The sequence below is a fragment of the Mycobacterium sp. genome (genome assembly GCF_050701515.1).
Lineage (GTDB): Bacteria > Actinomycetota > Actinomycetes > Mycobacteriales > Mycobacteriaceae > Mycobacterium.
Window position 1 is genome coordinate 46,903 of the sequence record NZ_JBOGDB010000149.1, and the last position, 19,149, is coordinate 66,051.

The window sequence follows — 19,149 nt, forward strand, 5'->3', positions numbered from 1 at the left end:
CCCTTCGTCGCTGCACCAGAACCGACCTCTGCCCCTCAAAAGGTAGTCCCATCGGAGCGGCCGTGCCCGCCCGGGGCAGCACACACCATCACACAGGCGCAGCGACGTCCGCAATCAGGTTAGTGAACTGGGCGAACGTCGCTTCCAGGCGGGAGACGAGATCATCGATGCCGATGCTCTGCCAGTCGGTGGCCGGACCCAGATCGGCGAGGGCGGCCTTGACGATCGACACCCACACCGTGGCCACCAGCCGCAGCTCACGATCGCCCAGACCGACGCCCATCCGCTTAGCCAACTCGACGTTGACCGCATGAGGGCGAAATTCGGTGGCGGCCTGTCGCAACGTCGGCGAGGACATGATGATCCGGATGATGCAGATCAGCCGTGGGGCCGTCAGTTCCCCGAAGCGGGCGGTCTGGGTGTTGCGATACATCGCCACGTAGCTCCGGCACAGCGCTACCAGGTGGTGCAAACCGGCCGGCTGGCGGGACAGCTCGACGGCGGCCAGTTCGACCGCGTCGTCGACCAACGCCAGGCACACGGCTTCCTTGGTCGCGAAGTACCGGCTGAACGTGCGGGGCGAGACGTCGGCGATCGCGGCGATCTGGTCGACGGTCGTGCGCTCGAAACCTTGTCGCTCGTACAACTCGATGGCCGCGTCGATCAGTGTGGCACGCGTGCGCTGCTTCTTCCGTTCGCGCAGACCGGACCCTGCCTCCCCCGTGACACCAGGCACCCGAGGATGCTAACGCGACTCTTCATGAAACACCTAGAACCGCCCCACTACGGTTGCAGACGTTCAATACGATTGCCCTGTACCCGGATCCTGTTGTGCACCCGGTTCTCCCGGCCCTGCCAGAACTCGACGACCTCGGGCGCGATCAAGTATCCGCCCCAGTTCGGTGGCACCGGCACCTCGTCGAGGTTCGCGAACCGTTCGGTGACGTCGGTCAGCTGTTCGATCAGCGCCGCCCGCGAGGCGATCGGCCTCGACTGGTGCGACGCCCAGGCGCCCAGCTGTGAACCGCGCGGCCGCTTCGTCCAGTAGTCGGCGGTCACCTCGGCGGACACCTTGGTCACCGGGCCACGCACATGGACCTGACGCCCCAGCAGGAACCACGGAAAGGTCGCCGACGCGTAGGGCGCCGCGGCGAGTTCCTCGCCCTTGGCGGAGTCGTAGTTCGTGAAGAAACTGATACCGGTCTCGTCGATGCTCTTGCACAGCACCGCGCGGGTCACCGGCCTTCCGCTCGCATCGACGGTCCCGACCACCATCGCGTTCGGCTCGGCCACGCCCGCGCGTTCGGCATCCGTTAACCACTTGCGCAGCAGGGCAACCCAGCCGTCGGCAAGCCAGTCGGTGTCCAGGTCCGGGCTGCCGTCCTTCTCGGCCGATCCGTACTCCACCCGCATCGCGGCCAGGCGCTCGTTCTCCGGGGTAGCCACCGCGCCAACGCTACGCCTCACCGCGGGTGCGAGAATTTGCGCATGACTGTGGTACCCGAAGACTTCGTAGCGGGCCTGGAAGGCGTCGTCGCCTTCACCACCGAAATCGCCGAGCCCGACAAAGACGGCGGCGCGCTGCGGTACCGCGGCGTCGACATCGAAGATCTAGTCAACCGGCAGGTCACCTTCGGTGACGTGTGGGCCCTGCTGGTGGACGGCAGATTCGGTCACGGGTTGCCGCCGGCCGAGCCGTTCCCGCTGCCGATTCACAGCGGCGATGTGCGGGTCGACGTGCAGGCCGGCCTGGCCATGCTCGCCCCCATCTGGGGATACCCCCCGATCCTGGATATCGACGACGCGACCGCCCGCGACCAGCTGGCCCGTGCGTCGGTGATGGCGCTGTCCTACGTGGCACAGTCGGCGCGCGGCATCTATCAGCCCGCCGTTCCGCAGCGCATGATCGACGAATGTCCCACTGTGACAGCGCGTTTCATGACTCGCTGGCAGGGTGAGCCCGATCCGAAGCACGTCGAGGCCATCGACGCCTACTGGGTGTCGACCGCCGAGCACGGCATGAATGCCTCCACCTTCACCGCGCGGGTGATCGCGTCCACCGGCGCCGACGTCGCGGCGGCGCTGTCCGGCGCCATCGGGGCCATGAGCGGCCCGCTGCACGGCGGTGCGCCTGCGAGGGTGATCCCGATGATCGAAGAGACCGAGCAGACCGGTGACGCGCGGGCGGTGGTCAGGCGCATCTTGGACCAGAAGGAAAAACTGATGGGCTTCGGCCACCGCGTCTACCGGGCCGAGGACCCGCGGGCGCGAGTGCTGCGGGCGACGGCCAAGCGCCTCGAGGCGCCGCGCTACGAGGTCGCCGCCGCGCTGGAGCAGGCCGCGCTGGCCGAGCTGCGCGAGCGCCGTCCGGACCGCGCGATCGAAACCAACGTCGAGTTCTGGGCCGCGGTGATCCTGGACTACGCCGAGGTACCGGCCAACATGATGCCGGCGATGTTCACCTGCGGGCGCACCGCCGGGTGGTGTGCGCACGTCCTGGAACAGAAACGGCTCGGCAAGCTGGTCCGGCCGTCGGCGATCTATGTCGGCCCCGGGCCGCGTAGCCCGGAGTCCGTCGACGGTTGGGACGAGGTCGCCAAGGGTTAGGGTGTCGCCGCTGATCGGCCGCGAGTTCGTCAGGTTGTCGGTGCCCGGGTGTTGTATGGCGGTGTCGCGATGACGTGGCGATGAATTCGGATCCGGTGGGCGGTCTATATCGCAGCGCCCTGCCGGGTGACGTAACTACAACCGAGGAGATCAGCATGGCAATCGAAGTACAGCCCGCAGTGTCCCCACACCTGACGGTCGACAACGCTGCCGCGGCGATCGATTTCTATGTACAGGCGTTCGATGCCGTCGAGTACGGCCGTATTCCCGGGCCGGACGGCAAGCTGATCCACGCCGCCCTACAGATCAACGGCTCCATGGTGATGCTCAACGACGACTTCCCGGAGATGACCGAGGGCAAGTCGATGACCCCGAAGGCGCTTGGCGGCACACCGGTGACCATCCACCTCACGGTCGCCGACGTCGACAAGAAGTTCCAGCAAGCGCTGGACGCGGGCGCCACGGTGGTCCATCCGCTCGAGGACGCTTTCTGGGGCGACCGTTACGGCGTGCTGCGCGACCCGTTCGGTTTCCTGTGGTCAATGGGCCAGCCGATGCGCGAGGTCAGCGCGGAGGAAATCGAGGAAGCGGTAAAGCAGCACCAGTAGCCAAGCGTTCGAGGGTCACCCCCTCAGCGCCGCAGCCCCGCCAGCAGGCGCCGTCCGATGGGCGGCGCCTGCGCGGTTGCCGCCGCGGCAAGCATGTCGGCGACGGTGGTGAACTTGTCGCGCGGCCGGTCATCGGTCTCGCCTCTGGCGATCTCGGCGCGGTCGATGGCGTTCCATCCGGCCCCGTCGACCAGGTGCGGCTGCCGGCCGTGCACCAGCTTGTCCAGGGCGGCCCGGTTGGCGATCGGGTCGGCCAGCAGGCCGGCGTTGTAGTCGTCGACAAGGTTCTGCACCGTCTGCGCGGCGCACGATTTGTTCGTGCCGATGAAGCCGGTCGGTCCTCGCTTGACCCAGCCCGCGACATAGCTACCGCGAACCGGCCGCCCGGATTCCGGATCGATGACCCGGCCACCGTCGTTGGGCACCACCGCGGCGGCCTCGTCGAACGGCAGATCGCGAATCGGCCTGCCGCGGTAGCCGATTGACGTCAGCACTAGGCCGGTGTCGAGCTGACGGGCTTCGTTCGTCCCGGTGACGGTGAACTCGATACCCGCGGCGCGGGGGTCGCCGAGGATGCGATGCGGCGTAAGCCGGTAGGCGAGCCGAATGCGCGGACGCGTCGCGGGCACCGACGCGTCACCGAGTTTGCTCAAGATCTCGAGCTTGTTGCGGGTGAGCGCGTCGGCGGCGGCGGCCAGATCGGCCTGCACCAACTCCATGTCGGCGGCGTCCAGCACCACGTCGCACGTCGACGTCAGGCCGATCAGTTCGGGCAGGGTGAACGCGGAGGCAGCAGGCCCACGGCGCGCAGCGATCACGACTTCGGACACCCGCGACTCCCGCAGCGCGGACAGCGCGTGGTTTGAGATGTCGGTGCGGGCCAGCGCGTCGGGATCGGCGGTCAGAATGCGGGCCACGTCGAGGGCCACGTTGCCGTTGCCAACGATCACCACCCGCTCATGTCCCAGATCGACTGGCAGATCGGTGAATTCGGGGTGCCCATTGATCCAGGCAACTATCTCGGTCGCGGTGCCGGTGCCGGGCAGGCCCATGCCGTCGATGTCCAATCTGCGATCGTTCGGCGCACCGACCGCGTAGAGCACGGCGTGATGATGGGCCAGCAGTTCGGCGTGACTGAGGTCCGATCCCACCTCGACGTTCAGGTAGAACCGGAAGCTTCGCCGCCGGGCGATCTTGTCGAACAGCCGGGTGACCAGCTTGGTGCTCTGGTGGTCGGGCGCCACCCCCGCCCGCACCAACCCGTACGGCGTCGGCAGCCGTTCGAACACGTTCACCTGGACGCCGCGCTGGGTCAGCAGTTCGTCGGCGGCATACATCGCGGCCGGTCCGGAGCCGACGATCGCCACCGTCAGCGGGCCCGCGCCGCGCGGGTGGACCATCGGAGCGTCGATGACGGGCGCCAGTTTGGCGGTGGGCGGCAACTTCTCATCGGGTGCCAGCTCCGGGTAGAACGCCGCATTGAGCGCGATGAACGGCAGCTGTTCGGGCTCCAGCCGGTTATCGGGTGCGATCGCGCCGACCGGACAGGCGCTGACGCAAGCCCCGCAGTCCACACAGGCCGCCGGGTCGATGTAGAGCATCTCCGCGGTGGCAAAGCCGGGCTCGTCCGGCGACGGATGGATACAGTTCACCGGGCAGGCGTAGACGCAGGACCCGTCGCTACAGCACGACTGGGTGATGACGTGCGGCATGAGGGATGAAGCTCCTTACGCGGCCGCCACCACGTGCTGGCGCTGCGGTTCGCTGCGGTAGCGGCTCGGGCGTCCGTCGATCCTGCAGATCCGCCAGATGATCTTGGCGATCGGGTTCATCAGTCCGGTGTCATGGCACAGCATCCGGACGTCACCGAACATGTCGCGCAGCATCTGCCGGGACTCCGGCGAGCGGAAGAACACTTCCTTGCGCACCGAGCGGGGGATGTCGAATTCCTTCCAGAACGCGCGCGGCGGAACGATGATGGCCGAACACAGGATCCGCATCGTCAGCGGGACGTACAGCGACAACCAGAACCGCTTACGCCGCGGCAGGTGCGGCAGCCGCTTGCGCAGATACTCGTGGGCAAACGAGATGTGCCGGGCCTCCTCGGCCACGTGGATGGCCATAACCCGCTCCATGATCGGGTGCAACGACTTGCCCTCGCGCAGAACGTTCTTCTGGGTGTGGTCGATGGGTTCCTCGCCGGCGAGGATGCCGAACCAGAACGGGATCGGCAGCGGACCGGCGACCAGCGGGATCAGCGGCTGGACCCACTTCAGCAGCCGCGGCATACCCGGCACGTCGGCGCCGATGCGGTTCACCATCTCCTGAAACATCATGGTGTGGTTGCACTCTTCGACGGCCTCGTGCAGGCAGTACCGGTATTCCGGCGAGCCGTTTGGCGTCCAGAAGGAGTACTCCATCAAGCCACGGATCAGGATCGACTCGAAGTGCAGGCCGACCTTGGCGACGTTGGCCTGGCGCCACATGCCGATCTCGATCTGGCGCTCGACGGGCTGCGCCCGGTACCACGGGTGGCGGCCCAGCGGATCGGTGGCCGGCAGGATCCAGCGCTCGTCGTTGTCGATCACCGCGAATTCCGGCGAGTCCCAGTCGATGTCGGTGTACGGATTGAAGTTGCGCCGCACCGACCCCTCAGACAGTGTGGTGAGCATGTCGACGTACTCGACGTCGTCATTCACTTCCATGTTGCGACGCCAGCGCCTGACCATGCGGGTCCGAGCCATTAGCAGCCTCCCATTAGGTTTACATACAGCGGCTTGGTGTCCACCGACGGTACCGTAGGTATCGCGTATTGAACAGACCGTTCGGCCCGATGTGCGCAAGCCCGTCGTTCGAAGGATTCTGTGACGGAGGTCACATCCGGAGCCGCGGTCACCCGCGACGGTGCCCGCATTCTGATGGCCAGGCTTGGTCATTAACCTTGACGGCATGGCCGACATGACGATTCCCGCCGACATCAAGCCCAGCGATGGACGCTTCGGCTCCGGCCCGTCGAAGGTGCGGCCCGAGCAGCTGAAGGCGCTGGCCGCCGCGGGTGATCTGTTCGGCACGTCGCACCGGCAGGCGCCGGTCAAGAACCTGGTCGGCCGGGTGCGCGACGGAGTGCGGCAGCTGTTCTCGGTGCCCGACGGCTACCAGGTCATCCTCGGCAACGGCGGCTCGACCGCGTTCTGGGACGCGGCGGCCTTCGGGCTCATCGACAAGCGCTCTCTACACCTGACCTACGGGGAGTTCAGCTCGAAGTTCGCCTCCGCGGTGACCAAGAACCCGTTCGTCGGGGACCCGCTCGTCATCAAGGCCGATCCGGGCAGCGCCCCCAAGCCGCAGTCGGATCCGTCGGTCGACGTTATCGCCTGGGCGCACAACGAGACCTCGACCGGTGTCGCCGTGCCCGTGCAGCGACCCGAGGGCTCGGGCGACGCGCTCGTCATCATCGACGCCACCTCGGCCGCCGGCGGCCTGCCTGTGGACATCACCGACGCCGATGCGTATTACTTTGCGCCGCAGAAGAATTTCGCGGGAGATGGTGGGCTGTGGTTGGCGATCCTGTCCCCCGCCGCGCTGTCCCGCATCGAGTCGATCGCCGCATCCGGGCGCTGGATGCCCGACTTCCTGTCGCTGCCGATCGCCGTCGAGAACAGCCTGAAGAACCAGACCTACAACACCCCCGCGATCGGGACGCTGATCCTGCTCGCCGAGCAGCTGGACTGGCTGCTGGGCAACGGTGGGCTGGACTGGGCCGTCAAACGCACCGCCGACTCTTCGCAGCGGCTGTACTCCTGGGCGGAGGCGTCGAAGTTCGCCACGCCGTTCGTCGCCGACGCGGAACTGCGCTCGCAGGTCGTCGGCACGATCGACTTCTCCGACGACGTCGATGCCGCCGCGGTCGCCATGGTGCTACGGGCCAACGGCATCGTCGACACCGAGCCGTACCGCAAACTCGGCCGCAACCAATTGCGGGTGGCGATGTTCACCGCCGTCGACCCCGACGACGTCACCGCGCTCACCCGATGTGTCGACTGGGTGGTAGAACGCCTCTGAAGTGCACATGCTCTTCGCGCAAGCGGCTCATCGCCAGGCGTGTCGCCGTTATAACGGGCCGATAACGCAGTAGGGTGACCTGCTAATCGGGCTCGGCGCCGGGGCCCGGAGGAGGTCGCCATGCGAGAACTCAAGGTCGTCGGACTCGACGTCGATGGCAAACGCATCATCTGCGAAAGCGACGACTCCAGCGAGAAGTTCATCTTGCGCACCGACGACCGGTTGCGCGCCGCCGTGGGCGGCGACAAGTCCGGCTTCAGCCAATCCCAAATTGATGCCGAGGTTCCAAGCGTGCTGCGTCCCAAGGAGATTCAATCAAGGATTCGTGCGGGCGCGTCCGTCGAGCAGATTGCCGAGGCCGCCGGGGTCGACGTGTCCCGGGTCGAGAGGTTTGCTCACCCAGTGCTGCTGGAACGCTCCCGTGCGGCCGAGCTGGCAACCGCCGCGCATCCCGTCCTCGCCGACGGGCCCGCAGTGCTGACACTGCTGGAGACGGTGACGACGGCGTTGGTCGCCCGCGGTCTGAACCCCGACGCCACCATCTGGGACGCGTGGCGCAACGAGGACGGGCGCTGGACGGTGCAGCTGTCATGGAAAGCGGGCATGTCGGACAATACGGCCCATTTCCGGTTCACTCCCGGCGCACACGGCGGCACCGTCACCGCGTTCGACGACGCGGCCTGCGAGCTGATCGACCCAGACTTCGCCCGGCCGCTGCGGCCGGTGGCGCCCGTCGCACAGCTCGACTTCGAGGAGCCGGAGCCGCCGGTGGAACCCGAAAAGCCCGAGCCCGCCAAGCCGAGGCGCGCCCGCAAGGGCAAACCGCCGGTGCCGGCGTGGGAAGACGTGCTGCTGGGCGTGCGCTCCGGCGGTCAGCGCTAGCCGAGGCTTAATGCCAGCAGGCCCAGCCAGGCGCCCGCCACACCGACGCCGAGGCCCACCGTGATCCAGCGCAATACCGGCACGCTGCGCCAGCCCCACACCGTGGGGGCCAGTCCACCCACTGCGACGAGATTGAGTCCGATCGCCAGCAGCGGATGAACGCGGATCAACCCCAGACTCAACACCACCACCGCGGCCGCGGTCACCGCGGCGACGAACGCGGACACCGTCAACCCGGTTCCCCACGGGGTGGCTTCGTCGGTCACCTCATCATCTCCCCGGGTCGCTTCGCTCTCCCCTGCCCTTCGGGCGTGGGCCCAGCCCGCCGGACGCCAATCTAGCTCTCTCGTAGAACGCCAGCGCGGCGGCCGTCGCGACATTGAGCGAGTCGGTCCCCCGTGCCATCGGAATCCGCACCCGGATATCGCTGGCCCGCATCGCCGCCTCGGTGAGGCCGGGCCCTTCGGCGCCCACCAGGATGGCCACCCGGTCGTCGCTGACCGTCGACATCGCCTCCGGGAGCGCTGACGCGGTCTCCTCGGGCGTCATGGCCAGCAGTCGAAAGCCGTTGTCCGCCAATACCGCCAGGTCCGTCGGCCAGCCGGTCGCCCATGCATACGGCACCAGCAGCGCGTGCCCCATCGACACCCGCACGGCGCGCCGGTACAGCGGGTCGGCGCATCCGGTGCCGAACACCACCGCATCGACGCCGAGACCGGCCGCGCTGCGAAAGATCGAACCGAGGTTCTCGTGGTCGTTCACGCTCTCGAGCACCGCGACCGTACGGGCGCCGACGAGCACCTGGTCAACGGTCAACTCGCCCGGGCGCGGCGCGGCGGCAAGCACTCCGCGGTTGAGGTGAAAGCCGACCACCTCGGCCATCACCTCGGCGGTTACCCGGTAGTAAGGGGCGTCGGTTCCGCTCAGATCCGAGGCCAGCTCGCGCAGCCGGCGATCGGTGCCCAGCATCGCCCGGGGTGTGAACCGAGACGCCAGCATCCGCTGCACCACCAACACGCCCTCGGCGATGACCAATCCCTTGCCGGTCGGCAGATCGGGCCGGCGGTCGACGCTGTTGAGATCACGGAAATCGTCCAGCCGCGGATCGGCGGGGTCCTCGACGTCGACGATGACCGCGCTCACGCGCTTTCGTCGACGATGGCTGACATCAGCTCGGCGGCGTCGAGCAGCGTCCTGCGCTGATCGGGGTCGAGCTTCGCGAGCCGCTGTTGTAGCCACTCCTGGCTGGCCCGCCGTTCGGCCTCGACCAGCTGCGCCCCGCTGGCCGAGACCGACACCAAGACCTGGCGACCGTCGACGGGGTGTGCGCTTCGGGCCACGAAACCGAGGTCGGCCAGTGAGGCGATTACTCGCGTCATCGACGGCGGTCGGACCCGTTCCCGGATGGCCAACGCGCCCGGTGTCATTGCGCCCTCTTTTGCCAGCGTCGACAGCGCCGACAACTGCGATAGCGAAACCGAGGATTCCGAGCGTCGAAACCGCAATTGGCGAGCCAGCCGCATAACCGCTAGCGACAAGTCGCTCGCCAGCCGAGAGTCGACATCCTTCACAACGCAAAAGAATACCCAGAGGGGACGTCAATAATGTTGAAAAACACGACCGGCTACCGGCATTCACCGCCACCGGGCTAGGTTGGTCACCGATGAGCTCCGAATCACCCGACGCCGCTGAGCCGGAACCGCCTGCCCTGCCCGCGATTCTGCTCGATCCCTGGCCTGTCATCGTCGTGCTGGCCCTGGCCTGGCTGATTGCCGCGGTACTCGCGTTCACGATCACCGGACTGCACGAGTGGCGGCCGATAACCGTGGCCGGTTTGGGAGTCGGCGCGCTAGGCACGTCGATCTTTGTGTGGCAACGTCGCGCCGTGCGCCGCGGGTCCCGGGGTGCGCAGAGCGGATTGAGCTGAATTCGACCAAGATTTATCGCAAAGGAGGAGGCAATGGCAGAGCCGCTATTGCAAGCGCAGATCGATATCAACGCCCCGGTGCCGAAGGTGTGGGAGTTGATCTCCGATTTCAACCGAATGCCGCAATGGAGCCCGCAATGCCGAATGATGAAGGCGCTCGGCCCGCTGCGCCAGGGCACCCGAACCCTCAATATCAACCGTCGCAATTTCCTGTTCTGGCCGACCACGAGCACGGTCACCGAAGTCATTCCGGAGAAAAAGCTGGCGTTCCGGGTGAACGCCAACGGCACCATTTGGAGCTATGAGCTGCAGGCGACGGATCAGGGCACCCGGGTGGTGGAAAGCCGCCATGCCGAAAACGGCGTCAAGGCGGTGTCCAACATGACCGTGAATGCCTTGTTCGGCGGCGTGCCCAGCTTCGAGCGCGAACTCGTGGAGGGCATGAACACCTCCCTAGCCCGGATCAAGGCGGCGGCCGAAGGCGGTTAGTCGCTCGGCGCCTGCTGCTCCTCGTCGCTCGGCGCGGGCTGCTCGGTGACGTCGAGCACGCCGTCGTCGTACGGGTCGTAGAGCGGCGAGCCGGTTCCGGCCGGCGCCGGGGTGTCGGAATGGGCGCCACAACCGTATTCGGCATTCACCACATGCCCGTCGGCAGACAACTCGTTGGCACACACGCCGTACATCGATCCGAGCGAACCGGCCAGCGGCAGATAGAACCCGCAGTCCCGGCACATCCGACGGGTGGACCGCGCCATCGCCGTGCCCGGCCCGTAGTCGCCGTCATGCCAACGCTGCGCGGCGTCCGCACGGCCCCATGCGCTGAGCAGCCGGCGTCGACCCAGCCCGATCTCGGCAGCGGTCTCGTCGATGTCTGGATCGCCGGTGGCGGCGTAGCCGGGCACCAGCCGCGGGTCGTCCGACGGCGGGGCGAGCAGGTCGCCGGGGGTGAGGTCGCCGGTCCGCAGCCGGTCCTGCCAAGGCACCCAGTTCGGTGCCAGCAGTGCCGTGGGGCCGGGCACCAGCACCACCTCACTGATCGTCGCGTGGTCGGCGCCCGGATGGGCGGCGACGACGACGGCCCACTGCCAGCCTTGGTAGCCAGGCAAGTTGGCCAGGAAGCGGTGGGTGGCGGAGGTGATGTCCTCGAAGGCCGCCCCCAGGTAATCCCCGACGGTGTCGCCGCTGTGTTCGACGATCGCCGCGCGCGCCTGATCGACGGCGCCCAACAGCACCGCCTCCAGGTCCGCCGGGCGCTCGGTCGCCGGCGTGGCCGGGCCGTCCTCGGCGGATTCCGTCATGCTGTTCATCGCACTCAATACTGCCTGACCGCCGTGCGCCTAGCCACACCGGTTGCCTGCACGCAGCGGTCGTCGCGATGGGGGAGAATCGTGTCTGTGAGCGGATCGCGGCGTGACCACCGGGGCCCGGCGGGCCGGCGTGATCCCCGCTATTACCCGCCCCGGCCGCCCGCCGAGCAGGGCGACGAACATCCCGGGATGGCGAATTATCCCAGCGACGGCGCCGATTACCGTCGACCGCGCCGCGCATCCGTACCGAGCGCCAACCGGTATTTGCCGGAACTGGAGGCGCGGTCGGCTCGATCAACCCCGCCGCCGGGCGTCGGCGCCGGAGCGGGCCAGGACGTCGCCGGCCCTCGAACGGCCGCACAGCGCGGCCGCGAAGTGGGCTCCAAGATGTACGGCCTGTTCCACCGGGCCGCCACCGCCGACGGGGCCGACAAATCCGGACTGACCGCGCTCACCTACCCGGTGATGGCCAACTTCGCCGTCGACTCCGCTATGGCGGTCGCCCTGGCCAACACCCTGTTCTTCGCCGCGGCCTCCGGGGAAAGCAAGAGCAAGGTCGCCCTCTATCTTCTGATCACCATCGCGCCGTTCGCGGTGATCGCGCCGTTGATCGGCCCGGCGCTGGACCGGTTGCAGCACGGCCGCCGGGTCGCGCTGGCCACCTCGTTCGTGCTTCGCACGGCGCTGGTCGTGGTGCTCATCGCCAATTACGACGGAGCGACCGGCGGCTTCCCGTCCTGGGTGCTCTATCCGTGCGCGTTGGGAATGTTGGTGCTGTCCAAGTCATTCAGCGTGTTGCGCGGCGCGGTGACGCCACGCGTGCTGCCGCCCACCATCGATCTGGTGCGGGTCAATTCGCGGCTGACCGTGTTCGGCCTGCTCGGCGGGACGATCGTCGGCGGGGCGGTCGCGGCCGGCGCGGAGTACCTGTTCAACATGTTCCACCTGCCGGGCGCGTTGTACGTCATCGTCGCGCTCACAGTGGCCGGTGCGGTGTTGTCCATGCGGATACCGAAATGGGTGGAGGTCACCGAAGGCGAGGTGCCGGCCACGCTGACCTACCACGGGGGAAACGGCGACCTACGTCGCCACCCGGAGCGCGTCGCGGAAACCGGGTCCGCGCGTCAACCGTTGGGCCGCAACATCATTACCGCGTTGTGGGGCAACTGCACAATCAAGGTGATGGTTGGTTTCCTGTTCCTCTATCCCGCGTTCGTGGCCAAGTCGCAGGATGCCAGCGGCTGGGAGCAGCTGTTGATACTCGGGCTGATCGGCGCCGCAGCGGCGATCGGCAACTTCTCCGGCAACTACACCAGCGCGCGGCTGCAGCTCGGGCATCCGGCGCAGCTGGTGGTGCGCAGCACCATCGCGGTCACCGTGGTCGCGCTGGCCACCGCGCTGACCGGAAAGCTCTTGGTGGCCGCGATAGCCGCGTTCGTCACGGCCGCGGCGAGTGCGATCGCCAAGGCGTCGCTGGACGCGTCGCTGCAGCACGATCTGCCCGAGGAGTCGCGGGCTTCGGCGTTCGGCGGCTCGGAATCGCTGCTGCAACTGGCGTGGGTGGCGGGCGGCGCGACGGGTGTGCTGGTGTACACCGATCTGCATGTGGGCTTCACGGTGATATCCGCCGTGCTGATCCTCGGGCTGGCGCAGACCCTGGTGAGTTACCGCGGCGACTCGCTGATCCCCGGCTTCGGCGGAAACCGTCCCGTGTTCGCCGCGAAAGAGGGCGGCCGTCACGATTCGCCGATGGCAACGCCGGAGTGAAGAAGCTCGTTGCGGTGCTGGTCACCGTCGCGGTGGTGGCATCGGCGGCCACGGCCGTACTGATCTGGCGGTTGACCCGCCATCCCGCACCCGAGCACCCTGAAATCAGTGCGTACACGCACGGTCAATTGGCGCGAGTCGGCCCGTACCGGTACTGCGACGTCTTGCAGATCACCAAGTGCGACGTCCCGGGAACCTTCGGCGAACTCGTCGTCACGTCGCGCAATCCGGTGCAGTTGTCGGTGCCACCGTCGATCTCCAGGGCACCATGGGTGCTGCTTCGGGCCTACGAGGATTCCGACGAGCTCGTCGAAGCGTTCCCGCCAGGCAAACTCGCGGTGACCATTCCCACCGTCGACCCGCACCGGGGCCGACTCACCGGCATCGCAGTGCAGCTGCCGACACTGGTCCGCGACGAGGCGGGCAACGAGTTCCCCTGGCCGCATGCCGAATGGTCGGTGCGCACCGTCTGGTCTTAACCAAACGGTTTGCCGCCCAACGTCTCTCGACCGTGCGGAGTGAGCCAGTTGGACACGTCTGGCCCCTGCGGGACGATGCCGGTCGGGTTTATGTCGGTGTGCACGATGTAGTAGTGCTGCTTGATCTGCACGAAGTCGACGGTGTCGCCGAACCCGGGGGTCTGGAACAGGTCACGCGCATAGGCCCACAGCACTGGCATCTCGGCGAGTTTGGACCGGTTGCACTTGAAGTGGCCGTGGTAGACGGCGTCGAACCGGGCCAGCGTGGTGAACAACCTGACGTCGGCCTCGGTGATGGTGTCGCCAACCAGATAGCGCTGGTTCTCCAGTCGATCGCTGAGCCAGTCCAGGGCGGTGAACAACCGCTCGTAGGCCTTGTCGTACGCCTCTTGTGAACCGGCGAAACCACACCGGTAGACGCCGTTGTTGACCTCGGTGTATATGCGCTGGGAGACCTCGTCGATCTCCCCCCGCCGTGGCTCCGGGTAGAGCTGCGGCGCGCCCACTCGGTGGTATTTCTCCCACTCCGTCGAGAGGTCCAGCGTCATCTGCGCGAAGTCGTTGGTGACGACTTCGCCGGTGGGCACGTCGACGATGGCCGGGACGGTGATGCCCTTCGGGTAATCGGGGAACCGGGCCAGATAAGCGTCTTTGAGCCGGGGAATCTTCAACACCGGATCGACACCGCCGGGGTCGAGGTCGAAGGTCCAGCTGTCCTCGTCGTGCGTGGGTCCGCAAAACCCAATGGACAGAACGTCTTCCAGACCGAGTAGCCGTCGCACGATGATTGTGCGATTGGCCCACGGGCAAGCCCGGGCGACGATCAGCCGGTAGCGACCGGGTTCGACCGGATAGCCGTCGCGGCCGTCTGCCGTAATGCGGGTGGTGATGTAGTCGGTATCCCGGTTGAACTCGCCTCCGCCGGCGACATACGCAGCCATGCCTCCAGTGATACCCCTCGGAACCCGCTTCACCACGTTTGTCGTCGTACCGCCATGGTTCCGTTTCTCGGCACCGAGGCGCGGCGCGCGGGCGTGGTGAATCGCTATCAATTGGCCACCCGTTATGACCCGGTCTTTCGCGATGTGTACATGCCACGGGGCCACGAACTAACTGCGGTCGACAAGGCGCTGGCCGCCTGGCTGTGGTCCGGACGCCAAGCGACTGTCGCTGGGCTGTCAGCGGCCGCCCTGCACGGCTCGTTATGGATTGACGCGCGCCTGCCGGCTGAGCTGAACCAACGCAGTCAGCACAAGACCGAGGGCATCCTGCTGCAGAGCGGCCGTATCGCCGACGAGGAGAAGTGCACTATCGACGGTGTAACACTGACGACCCCGGCGCGCACCGCGTTCGATCTGGGCCGGCGAGTGGACCTGATGACAGCGGTCATTCGGGTGGATGCGCTGATGCGAGCCACCCAATTGACACCTGCCGATGTCTATCCCCTGCTCGAGGTGCATCGTGGCGCGCGCGGTGCGGTTCTTCTTCGCAGAGTCCTGGCGGTTGCCGATCCCGGCGCCGAGTCCCCACAGGAGTCCCGGACACGTCTGTTGTTGGTGTCATCCGGGTTCCCGCAGCCAAGTACCCAGGTAGCCGTTTTCGACGGTCGCTATCTGGTCGCCCGCCTCGATATGGGGTGGGAAGAGTGGCGCGTCGGCGTGGAGTTCGACGGTGCCCAGCACTGGACAGATCCCAGACAACGCAGCCGCGACATCGACCGCTTGGCCGAGCTGGCGGCACTTGGCTGGACGATTGTCCGGGTCAGTGGCGAGATGCTGCGAAACCGGCCACGCACGGTTGTCGAACGAATACGGGCGGCATTGCGAGCCAACGGCTGTCCGCGAGTCTGAGCTTGTGCGCGAAATTAAGGCGGATCTTCGAGCACAAGCTCAGTTTCGCCGAAGCGCTTAGGAGTCCAGCTCGCGGGCCACGGCCCGGACCACCTCGGACACCCGGCGGGAGACCTTGCGGTCGGGATAGCGGCCTTTGCGCAGCTCGGGCTGCACCGACGTCTCCAGCAACGTGATCATGTCCTCGACCATGCCGTGCAACTCGTCAGGTGTGTGCTTGTGCTCGGCGGCCGCGGCTTCGCGACGCGTCCTGCTCAGGCTCGGCGGCGGGTCAATGATCTTCAAGCTCAACGCCTGCGGCCCGCGGCGACCGGCGGCGACGCCGAACTCCACTCGCTGACCGGACTTCAGACCCTCGACACCGTCAGGCAACGCCGAGGACCGGACGTAGACGTCCTCACCGTCCTCCTGGGACAGAAAGCCGAAGCCCTTGTCGGCGTCGTACCACTTCACCCTGCCGGTCGGCACTGGTCTCACCCGCTCCACTCACATAAGGAAAGCGTCCCGCCTGCGCCGGGACGCGATGTGCTGATCCTACTCGGCCGCCTACCCCCCCATCACCCTCTTTAGTCGGCTTAGTCGGCGCGCTTCATAGCGGTCGTCACCGGCACGCCACCGCGCAAAGTGTTCATCACGATGCAGCAGTGCTCGGCCGATGCCACCAGTCCCTTGGTCAGCGCCGGGGGTGTGCCGTCGGCGGTGGCGAGATCCCACGGGAGCGTCCCCATCAACCATCAACGCCCCGCGCACGTCAACGTCGGCGGTGACTTCAACCTCCAGCCGGGTAAGCCGTACCCCCGGGGACCACGCGACCATGGAACGGATCGAACTCGGTTCCATTGATTGCCCGCGCACGATCGGGTAACAGCCGGCGCTTAGCCTACGCCGGCCGAAGGGGGTGTGGGCGGTGCGATCACACACCAGATCGGTAGTCTTGAACGACCGCTGGAGGAGAGATGCGCCTGATCCTGAATATCATCTGGTTGATCTTCGGCGGCCTATGGCTGGCGCTGGGGTATCTGCTGGCCGCGATCATCTGCTTCATCCTGATCATCACGATCCCGTTCGGGTTCGCCGCGCTGCGTATCGCGTCCTACGCGCTGTGGCCTTTCGGTCGCACCATCATCGAGAAACCGGGCCCACGCCCCGGTGCCCTGATCGGCAACGTCATCTGGGTGATCCTGTTCGGCATCTGGCTGGCGATCGGGCATGTGGTCACTGCGGTGGCGATGGCCATCACGATCATCGGCATTCCGCTGGCGCTGGCCAATCTCAAACTCATCCCGGTATCCCTGGTGCCGCTCGGCAAGGAGATCGTGCCCGTCGACTCACTCAAGGCGCCCGGATGACCGTGACGTCGCTGGGTGTTCCGTCGGTGTTCCGCCCCCTTGAATTGCCAGAGGGGGCGAAGGACGGCCCGCTGCGCGATACCTACGGCCGCGTCGCCACCGATCTGCGGGTATCGCTGACCGATCGCTGCAACCTGCGCTGCACCTACTGCATGCCTGCCGAGGGGCTGGACTGGATGCCCGGCGAGCAGCTGTTGCGGCTAGACGAGCTCACCCGGCTGCTGCGCGTCGCGGTCGATCAGCTGGGCATCACCCGGGTCCGGTTCACCGGCGGCGAGCCGTTGGTGGCCAAGCATCTCGAGGATGTCATTGCCGCCACTGCCGCGCTGCGTCCCCGCCCCGAGATTGCATTGACTACCAACGGGATTGGGCTGGACCGGCGAGCCGCGAAGCTGAAGCGGGCCGGGCTGGATCGCATCAATGTCTCGCTCGACACCGTGGATGCCGAACGTTTTACTCGCATCACCCGCCGCGACCGGCTCTCCGACGTGCTGGCCGGTCTTGCCGCAGCGCAGCGGGCCGGTCTGACACCGGTGAAGGTTAACGCCGTGCTGGACCCGACGACCGGTCTGGACGACGCGGTGGCGCTGCTGCGGTTCTGCCTGGCGCACGGCTATCAACTGCGCATCATCGAGCAGATGCCGCTGGACGCCGGTCACGAGTGGCGTCGCGGCGAGGCGCTCGACGCCGACGACGTGTTGGCCGCACTGCAACGGCACTTCACTCTGACGACGGATCCGGCGCCCCGCGGCTCCGCGCCGGCGCAGCTGTGGCAGGTCGACGGGGGGCCCGCGACGGTCGGCATCATCGCGTCGGTATCCCATGCGTTCTGCTCGGCCTGCGACCGCACCCGGCTGACCGCCGACGGCCAGGTCCGTAGTTGCCTGTTCTCCCGGGAAGAGACCGACCTGCGCGGGTTGATGCGCGCCGGCGCGGACGACGACGCCGTTGCGGCCGCGTGGCGCGCCGCGATGTGGGCCAAGCCGGCAGGGCACGGCATCGACGACCCGGACTTCGTGCAACCGGACCGGCCGATGAGCGCGATCGGCGGGTAGCGGTGGAAACCACGTCACAGGTGACGGTCCAGCTGACCGTCCGCTATTTCGCCGCCGCCCGGGCCGCCGCAAGTGCGGAGACCGAAACGCTGCGCGTCGAATCCGGGACGACGGTTGCGGGGCTGGTCGAGCGGCTTGCCGCCCGCGGACCCGAGCTTGCCAAGGTGTTGAGCCGATGCTCGTTTCTCTGTGACGGCATGGCCGTCCGTGACATGGCGAGTGAACTGTCTGACGGCCAGACGATCGATGTGCTGCCGCCCTTCGCCGGTGGCTAACCGTGATTTCCGTCACATAACGAAATGGTCACAAGCTGGCTACGGTCTGATGGAGCAGCCGCCGCACCAGCGGAAACGCGCAAAACTCCTGGGGTTTTAGAACGTTATTAGGATTTGCCGCCACGCGAAACGCCGTTCTCGGCAAAAGATGACGCGATCGAAAAGAGCCGTTAGGTTCTTCCGCAAGCCATCGACCTCAATCGGTGGCCCGCCCTGCCCGATAGCGCCGAGCTCCATCCGTTGGGTAGGGAAAACGACGAAAACTGGGATGGGGGCGGGGGACCCACCGGTCCACCGAACAGTTAGGACCAGGGGCCGCTTGTGGCTCCTTGGGGTGAAGCCGACGCCGTTTTCACCGTCGTCGGCCGGGCAACCTCTCCAGCCCGAACCCGACAGCTGACCTCGTGGGCGCATAAGAGAGGACCAATCGCACCCATGCGTGGACGGCACCGCAAGCCCACATCATCGTCTGTCAACGTCGCAAAGGTCGCCTTCACCGGCGCAGTCATCGGTAGCGGAAGCCTTACCCTCGCCGGGCAAGCCGGCGCCGCCACCGACGGCGAATGGGACCAGGTCGCCAGCTGCGAATCCGGCGGCAACTGGGCAATCAACACCGGCAATGGATACCAGGGCGGGTTGCAGTTCTCGCCGAGCACCTGGAGCGGCCACGGCGGTGGCGAGTACGCGCCGTCGGCACACCTCGCCACCAAGGAAGAGCAGATCGCGGTCGCCGAGCGAGTGCTGGGCAGCCAGGGCAACGGCGCGTGGCCGAGCTGTGGCGGCGTGCTCTCCGGTGCCACCCCTCGCAACGTCGTCAACGAGCCCGAGGCCCTTGACGCCCCCGAACTGAACGGCCAATTGCCACCCGCACCCGTCGAGGCGCTCGCCGCCCCCGCACCGCTGCCGCCGCCTCCTCCTCCGCTCCCCGCGCCGCCGCCACCCGCACCCGTCGAGGCGCTCGCCGCCCCCGCACCGCTGCCG

The 19,149-nt window shown here is 67.1% G+C and carries 24 protein-coding genes and 1 riboswitch; of the genes, 13 read left to right on the forward strand and 11 right to left on the reverse strand.

From position 1 onward, the window contains the following. Positions 1-88: 88 nt before the first annotated feature. Together ACRDU5_RS12740 and pdxH are read right to left on the reverse strand one after the other, a co-directional pair. Complete coding sequence (locus tag ACRDU5_RS12740) at positions 89-736, reverse strand: TetR/AcrR family transcriptional regulator (protein ID WP_526614905.1); 648 nt, start codon at positions 734-736, stop codon at positions 89-91. 47 nt (positions 737-783) lie between these two features. Continuing rightward, entirely contained in the window at positions 784-1,413 is a 630-nt protein-coding gene (pdxH, locus tag ACRDU5_RS12745) for a pyridoxamine 5'-phosphate oxidase (protein ID WP_526614932.1), read from the reverse strand. 75 nt (positions 1,414-1,488) lie between these two features. Between pdxH and ACRDU5_RS12750 the strand changes: the two genes are divergently transcribed. Continuing rightward, positions 1,489-2,607: a citrate synthase gene (locus tag ACRDU5_RS12750; protein WP_526614906.1), complete on the forward strand. Its 1,119-nt coding sequence runs from the start codon at positions 1,489-1,491 to the stop codon at positions 2,605-2,607. Positions 2,608-2,762: 155 nt separating this feature from the next. Then, the gene (locus ACRDU5_RS12755; RefSeq protein ID WP_526614907.1) at positions 2,763-3,215 is read left to right on the forward strand and encodes a VOC family protein; all 453 of its coding nucleotides are present in this window, start codon (positions 2,763-2,765) and stop codon (positions 3,213-3,215) included. Between the two features lie 23 nt (positions 3,216-3,238). Here ACRDU5_RS12755 and ACRDU5_RS12760 read toward each other — a convergent pair whose 3' ends face one another. Beyond that, complete coding sequence (locus tag ACRDU5_RS12760) at positions 3,239-4,927, reverse strand: 4Fe-4S binding protein (protein WP_526614908.1); 1,689 nt, start codon at positions 4,925-4,927, stop codon at positions 3,239-3,241. 15 nt (positions 4,928-4,942) lie between these two features. Continuing rightward, the gene (locus ACRDU5_RS12765) at positions 4,943-5,959 is read right to left on the reverse strand and encodes a diiron oxygenase (protein ID WP_526614909.1); all 1,017 of its coding nucleotides are present in this window, start codon (positions 5,957-5,959) and stop codon (positions 4,943-4,945) included. 205 nt (positions 5,960-6,164) lie between these two features. Between ACRDU5_RS12765 and serC the strand changes: the two genes are divergently transcribed. Then, positions 6,165-7,277, forward strand: a complete 1,113-nt coding sequence (gene serC, locus ACRDU5_RS12770) for a phosphoserine transaminase (protein ID WP_526614910.1) — start codon at positions 6,165-6,167, stop codon at positions 7,275-7,277. A gap of 120 nt (positions 7,278-7,397) precedes the next feature. Continuing rightward, positions 7,398-8,159, forward strand: coding sequence for a septation protein SepH (gene sepH, locus ACRDU5_RS12775; RefSeq protein ID WP_526614911.1), 762 nt, complete (start codon positions 7,398-7,400; stop codon positions 8,157-8,159). Here the strand turns inward: sepH and ACRDU5_RS12780 are convergent. Genes ACRDU5_RS12780 through ACRDU5_RS12790 form a run of 3 tightly spaced genes read right to left on the reverse strand, consistent with a single transcriptional unit; the run spans position 8,156 to position 9,730 of the window. Beyond that, on the reverse strand, positions 8,156-8,425 hold the full coding sequence (locus ACRDU5_RS12780) for a DUF2537 domain-containing protein (protein ID WP_526614912.1): 270 nt from the start codon (positions 8,423-8,425) through the stop codon (positions 8,156-8,158). The two genes, sepH and ACRDU5_RS12780, sit on opposite strands and share 4 nt — an antisense overlap. 4 nt (positions 8,426-8,429) lie before the next feature. Next, positions 8,430-9,302: a TrmH family RNA methyltransferase gene (locus ACRDU5_RS12785; RefSeq protein ID WP_526614913.1), complete on the reverse strand. Its 873-nt coding sequence runs from the start codon at positions 9,300-9,302 to the stop codon at positions 8,430-8,432. Next, complete coding sequence (locus ACRDU5_RS12790; protein WP_526614914.1) at positions 9,299-9,730, reverse strand: Rv0880 family HTH-type transcriptional regulator; 432 nt, start codon at positions 9,728-9,730, stop codon at positions 9,299-9,301. Before ACRDU5_RS12790 ends, ACRDU5_RS12785 begins: the two co-directional genes overlap by 4 nt. 92 nt (positions 9,731-9,822) lie before the next feature. On the opposite strand from ACRDU5_RS12790, the gene ACRDU5_RS12795 reads away from it, so the two are divergent. Continuing rightward, positions 9,823-10,086 carry a DUF2530 domain-containing protein gene (locus tag ACRDU5_RS12795; RefSeq protein ID WP_526614915.1) on the forward strand — a complete coding sequence of 88 codons (264 nt, stop codon included), beginning with the start codon at positions 9,823-9,825 and terminating at the stop codon, positions 10,084-10,086. A 33-nt stretch (positions 10,087-10,119) separates the two neighbouring features. Then, entirely contained in the window at positions 10,120-10,575 is a 456-nt protein-coding gene (locus ACRDU5_RS12800) for an SRPBCC family protein (RefSeq protein ID WP_526614916.1), read from the forward strand. Here ACRDU5_RS12800 and ACRDU5_RS12805 read toward each other — a convergent pair. Beyond that, positions 10,572-11,384: a DUF3027 domain-containing protein gene (locus tag ACRDU5_RS12805; protein WP_526614917.1), complete on the reverse strand. Its 813-nt coding sequence runs from the start codon at positions 11,382-11,384 to the stop codon at positions 10,572-10,574. The two genes, ACRDU5_RS12800 and ACRDU5_RS12805, sit on opposite strands and share 4 nt — an antisense overlap. 96 nt (positions 11,385-11,480) lie before the next feature. On the opposite strand from ACRDU5_RS12805, the gene ACRDU5_RS12810 reads away from it, so the two are divergent. Together ACRDU5_RS12810 and ACRDU5_RS12815 are read left to right on the forward strand one after the other, a co-directional pair. Next, positions 11,481-13,160: an MFS transporter gene (locus tag ACRDU5_RS12810; RefSeq protein WP_526614919.1), complete on the forward strand. Its 1,680-nt coding sequence runs from the start codon at positions 11,481-11,483 to the stop codon at positions 13,158-13,160. Next, on the forward strand, positions 13,157-13,639 hold the full coding sequence (locus ACRDU5_RS12815) for a DUF2771 family protein (protein WP_526614920.1): 483 nt from the start codon (positions 13,157-13,159) through the stop codon (positions 13,637-13,639). Before ACRDU5_RS12810 ends, ACRDU5_RS12815 begins: the two co-directional genes overlap by 4 nt. Here the strand turns inward: ACRDU5_RS12815 and ACRDU5_RS12820 are convergent. Further along, positions 13,636-14,580: a glutathione S-transferase family protein gene (locus tag ACRDU5_RS12820; RefSeq protein ID WP_526614921.1), complete on the reverse strand. Its 945-nt coding sequence runs from the start codon at positions 14,578-14,580 to the stop codon at positions 13,636-13,638. The two genes, ACRDU5_RS12815 and ACRDU5_RS12820, sit on opposite strands and share 4 nt — an antisense overlap. A 54-nt stretch (positions 14,581-14,634) precedes the next feature. Between ACRDU5_RS12820 and ACRDU5_RS12825 the strand changes: the two genes are divergently transcribed. Then, the gene (locus ACRDU5_RS12825; RefSeq protein ID WP_526614922.1) at positions 14,635-15,489 is read left to right on the forward strand and encodes an endonuclease domain-containing protein; all 855 of its coding nucleotides are present in this window, start codon (positions 14,635-14,637) and stop codon (positions 15,487-15,489) included. Positions 15,490-15,546: 57 nt separating this feature from the next. Here ACRDU5_RS12825 and ACRDU5_RS12830 read toward each other — a convergent pair whose 3' ends face one another. Both ACRDU5_RS12830 and ACRDU5_RS12835 read right to left on the reverse strand, forming a co-directional pair. Then, a complete protein-coding gene (locus ACRDU5_RS12830; protein ID WP_526614933.1) occupies positions 15,547-15,957 on the reverse strand; it encodes a cold-shock protein in 411 nt (136 codons plus the stop codon). Between the two features lie 107 nt (positions 15,958-16,064). Then, on the reverse strand, positions 16,065-16,217 hold the full coding sequence (locus tag ACRDU5_RS12835; RefSeq protein ID WP_526614923.1) for a hypothetical protein: 153 nt from the start codon (positions 16,215-16,217) through the stop codon (positions 16,065-16,067). A 228-nt stretch (positions 16,218-16,445) separates the two neighbouring features. Here ACRDU5_RS12835 and ACRDU5_RS12840 point away from each other — a divergent pair, with 228 nt between their 5' ends. The 4 genes from ACRDU5_RS12840 to ACRDU5_RS12855 all read left to right on the forward strand — a co-directional run. After that, the gene (locus ACRDU5_RS12840; RefSeq protein WP_526614924.1) at positions 16,446-16,838 is read left to right on the forward strand and encodes a YccF domain-containing protein; all 393 of its coding nucleotides are present in this window, start codon (positions 16,446-16,448) and stop codon (positions 16,836-16,838) included. Further along, positions 16,835-17,893: a GTP 3',8-cyclase MoaA gene (gene moaA, locus ACRDU5_RS12845; RefSeq protein ID WP_526614925.1), complete on the forward strand. Its 1,059-nt coding sequence runs from the start codon at positions 16,835-16,837 to the stop codon at positions 17,891-17,893. The genes ACRDU5_RS12840 and moaA overlap by 4 nt, the downstream gene beginning before the upstream one ends. A gap of 20 nt (positions 17,894-17,913) precedes the next feature. Further along, a complete protein-coding gene (locus tag ACRDU5_RS12850; RefSeq protein WP_526614926.1) occupies positions 17,914-18,168 on the forward strand; it encodes a MoaD/ThiS family protein in 255 nt (84 codons plus the stop codon). A gap of 244 nt (positions 18,169-18,412) precedes the next feature. Next, positions 18,413-18,594: riboswitch (cyclic di-AMP (ydaO/yuaA leader) on the forward strand. A 9-nt stretch (positions 18,595-18,603) separates the two neighbouring features. Beyond that, positions 18,604-19,149 (forward strand): transglycosylase family protein (locus tag ACRDU5_RS12855; RefSeq protein ID WP_526614928.1); only part of this gene is annotated, 546 nt, incomplete at its 3' end.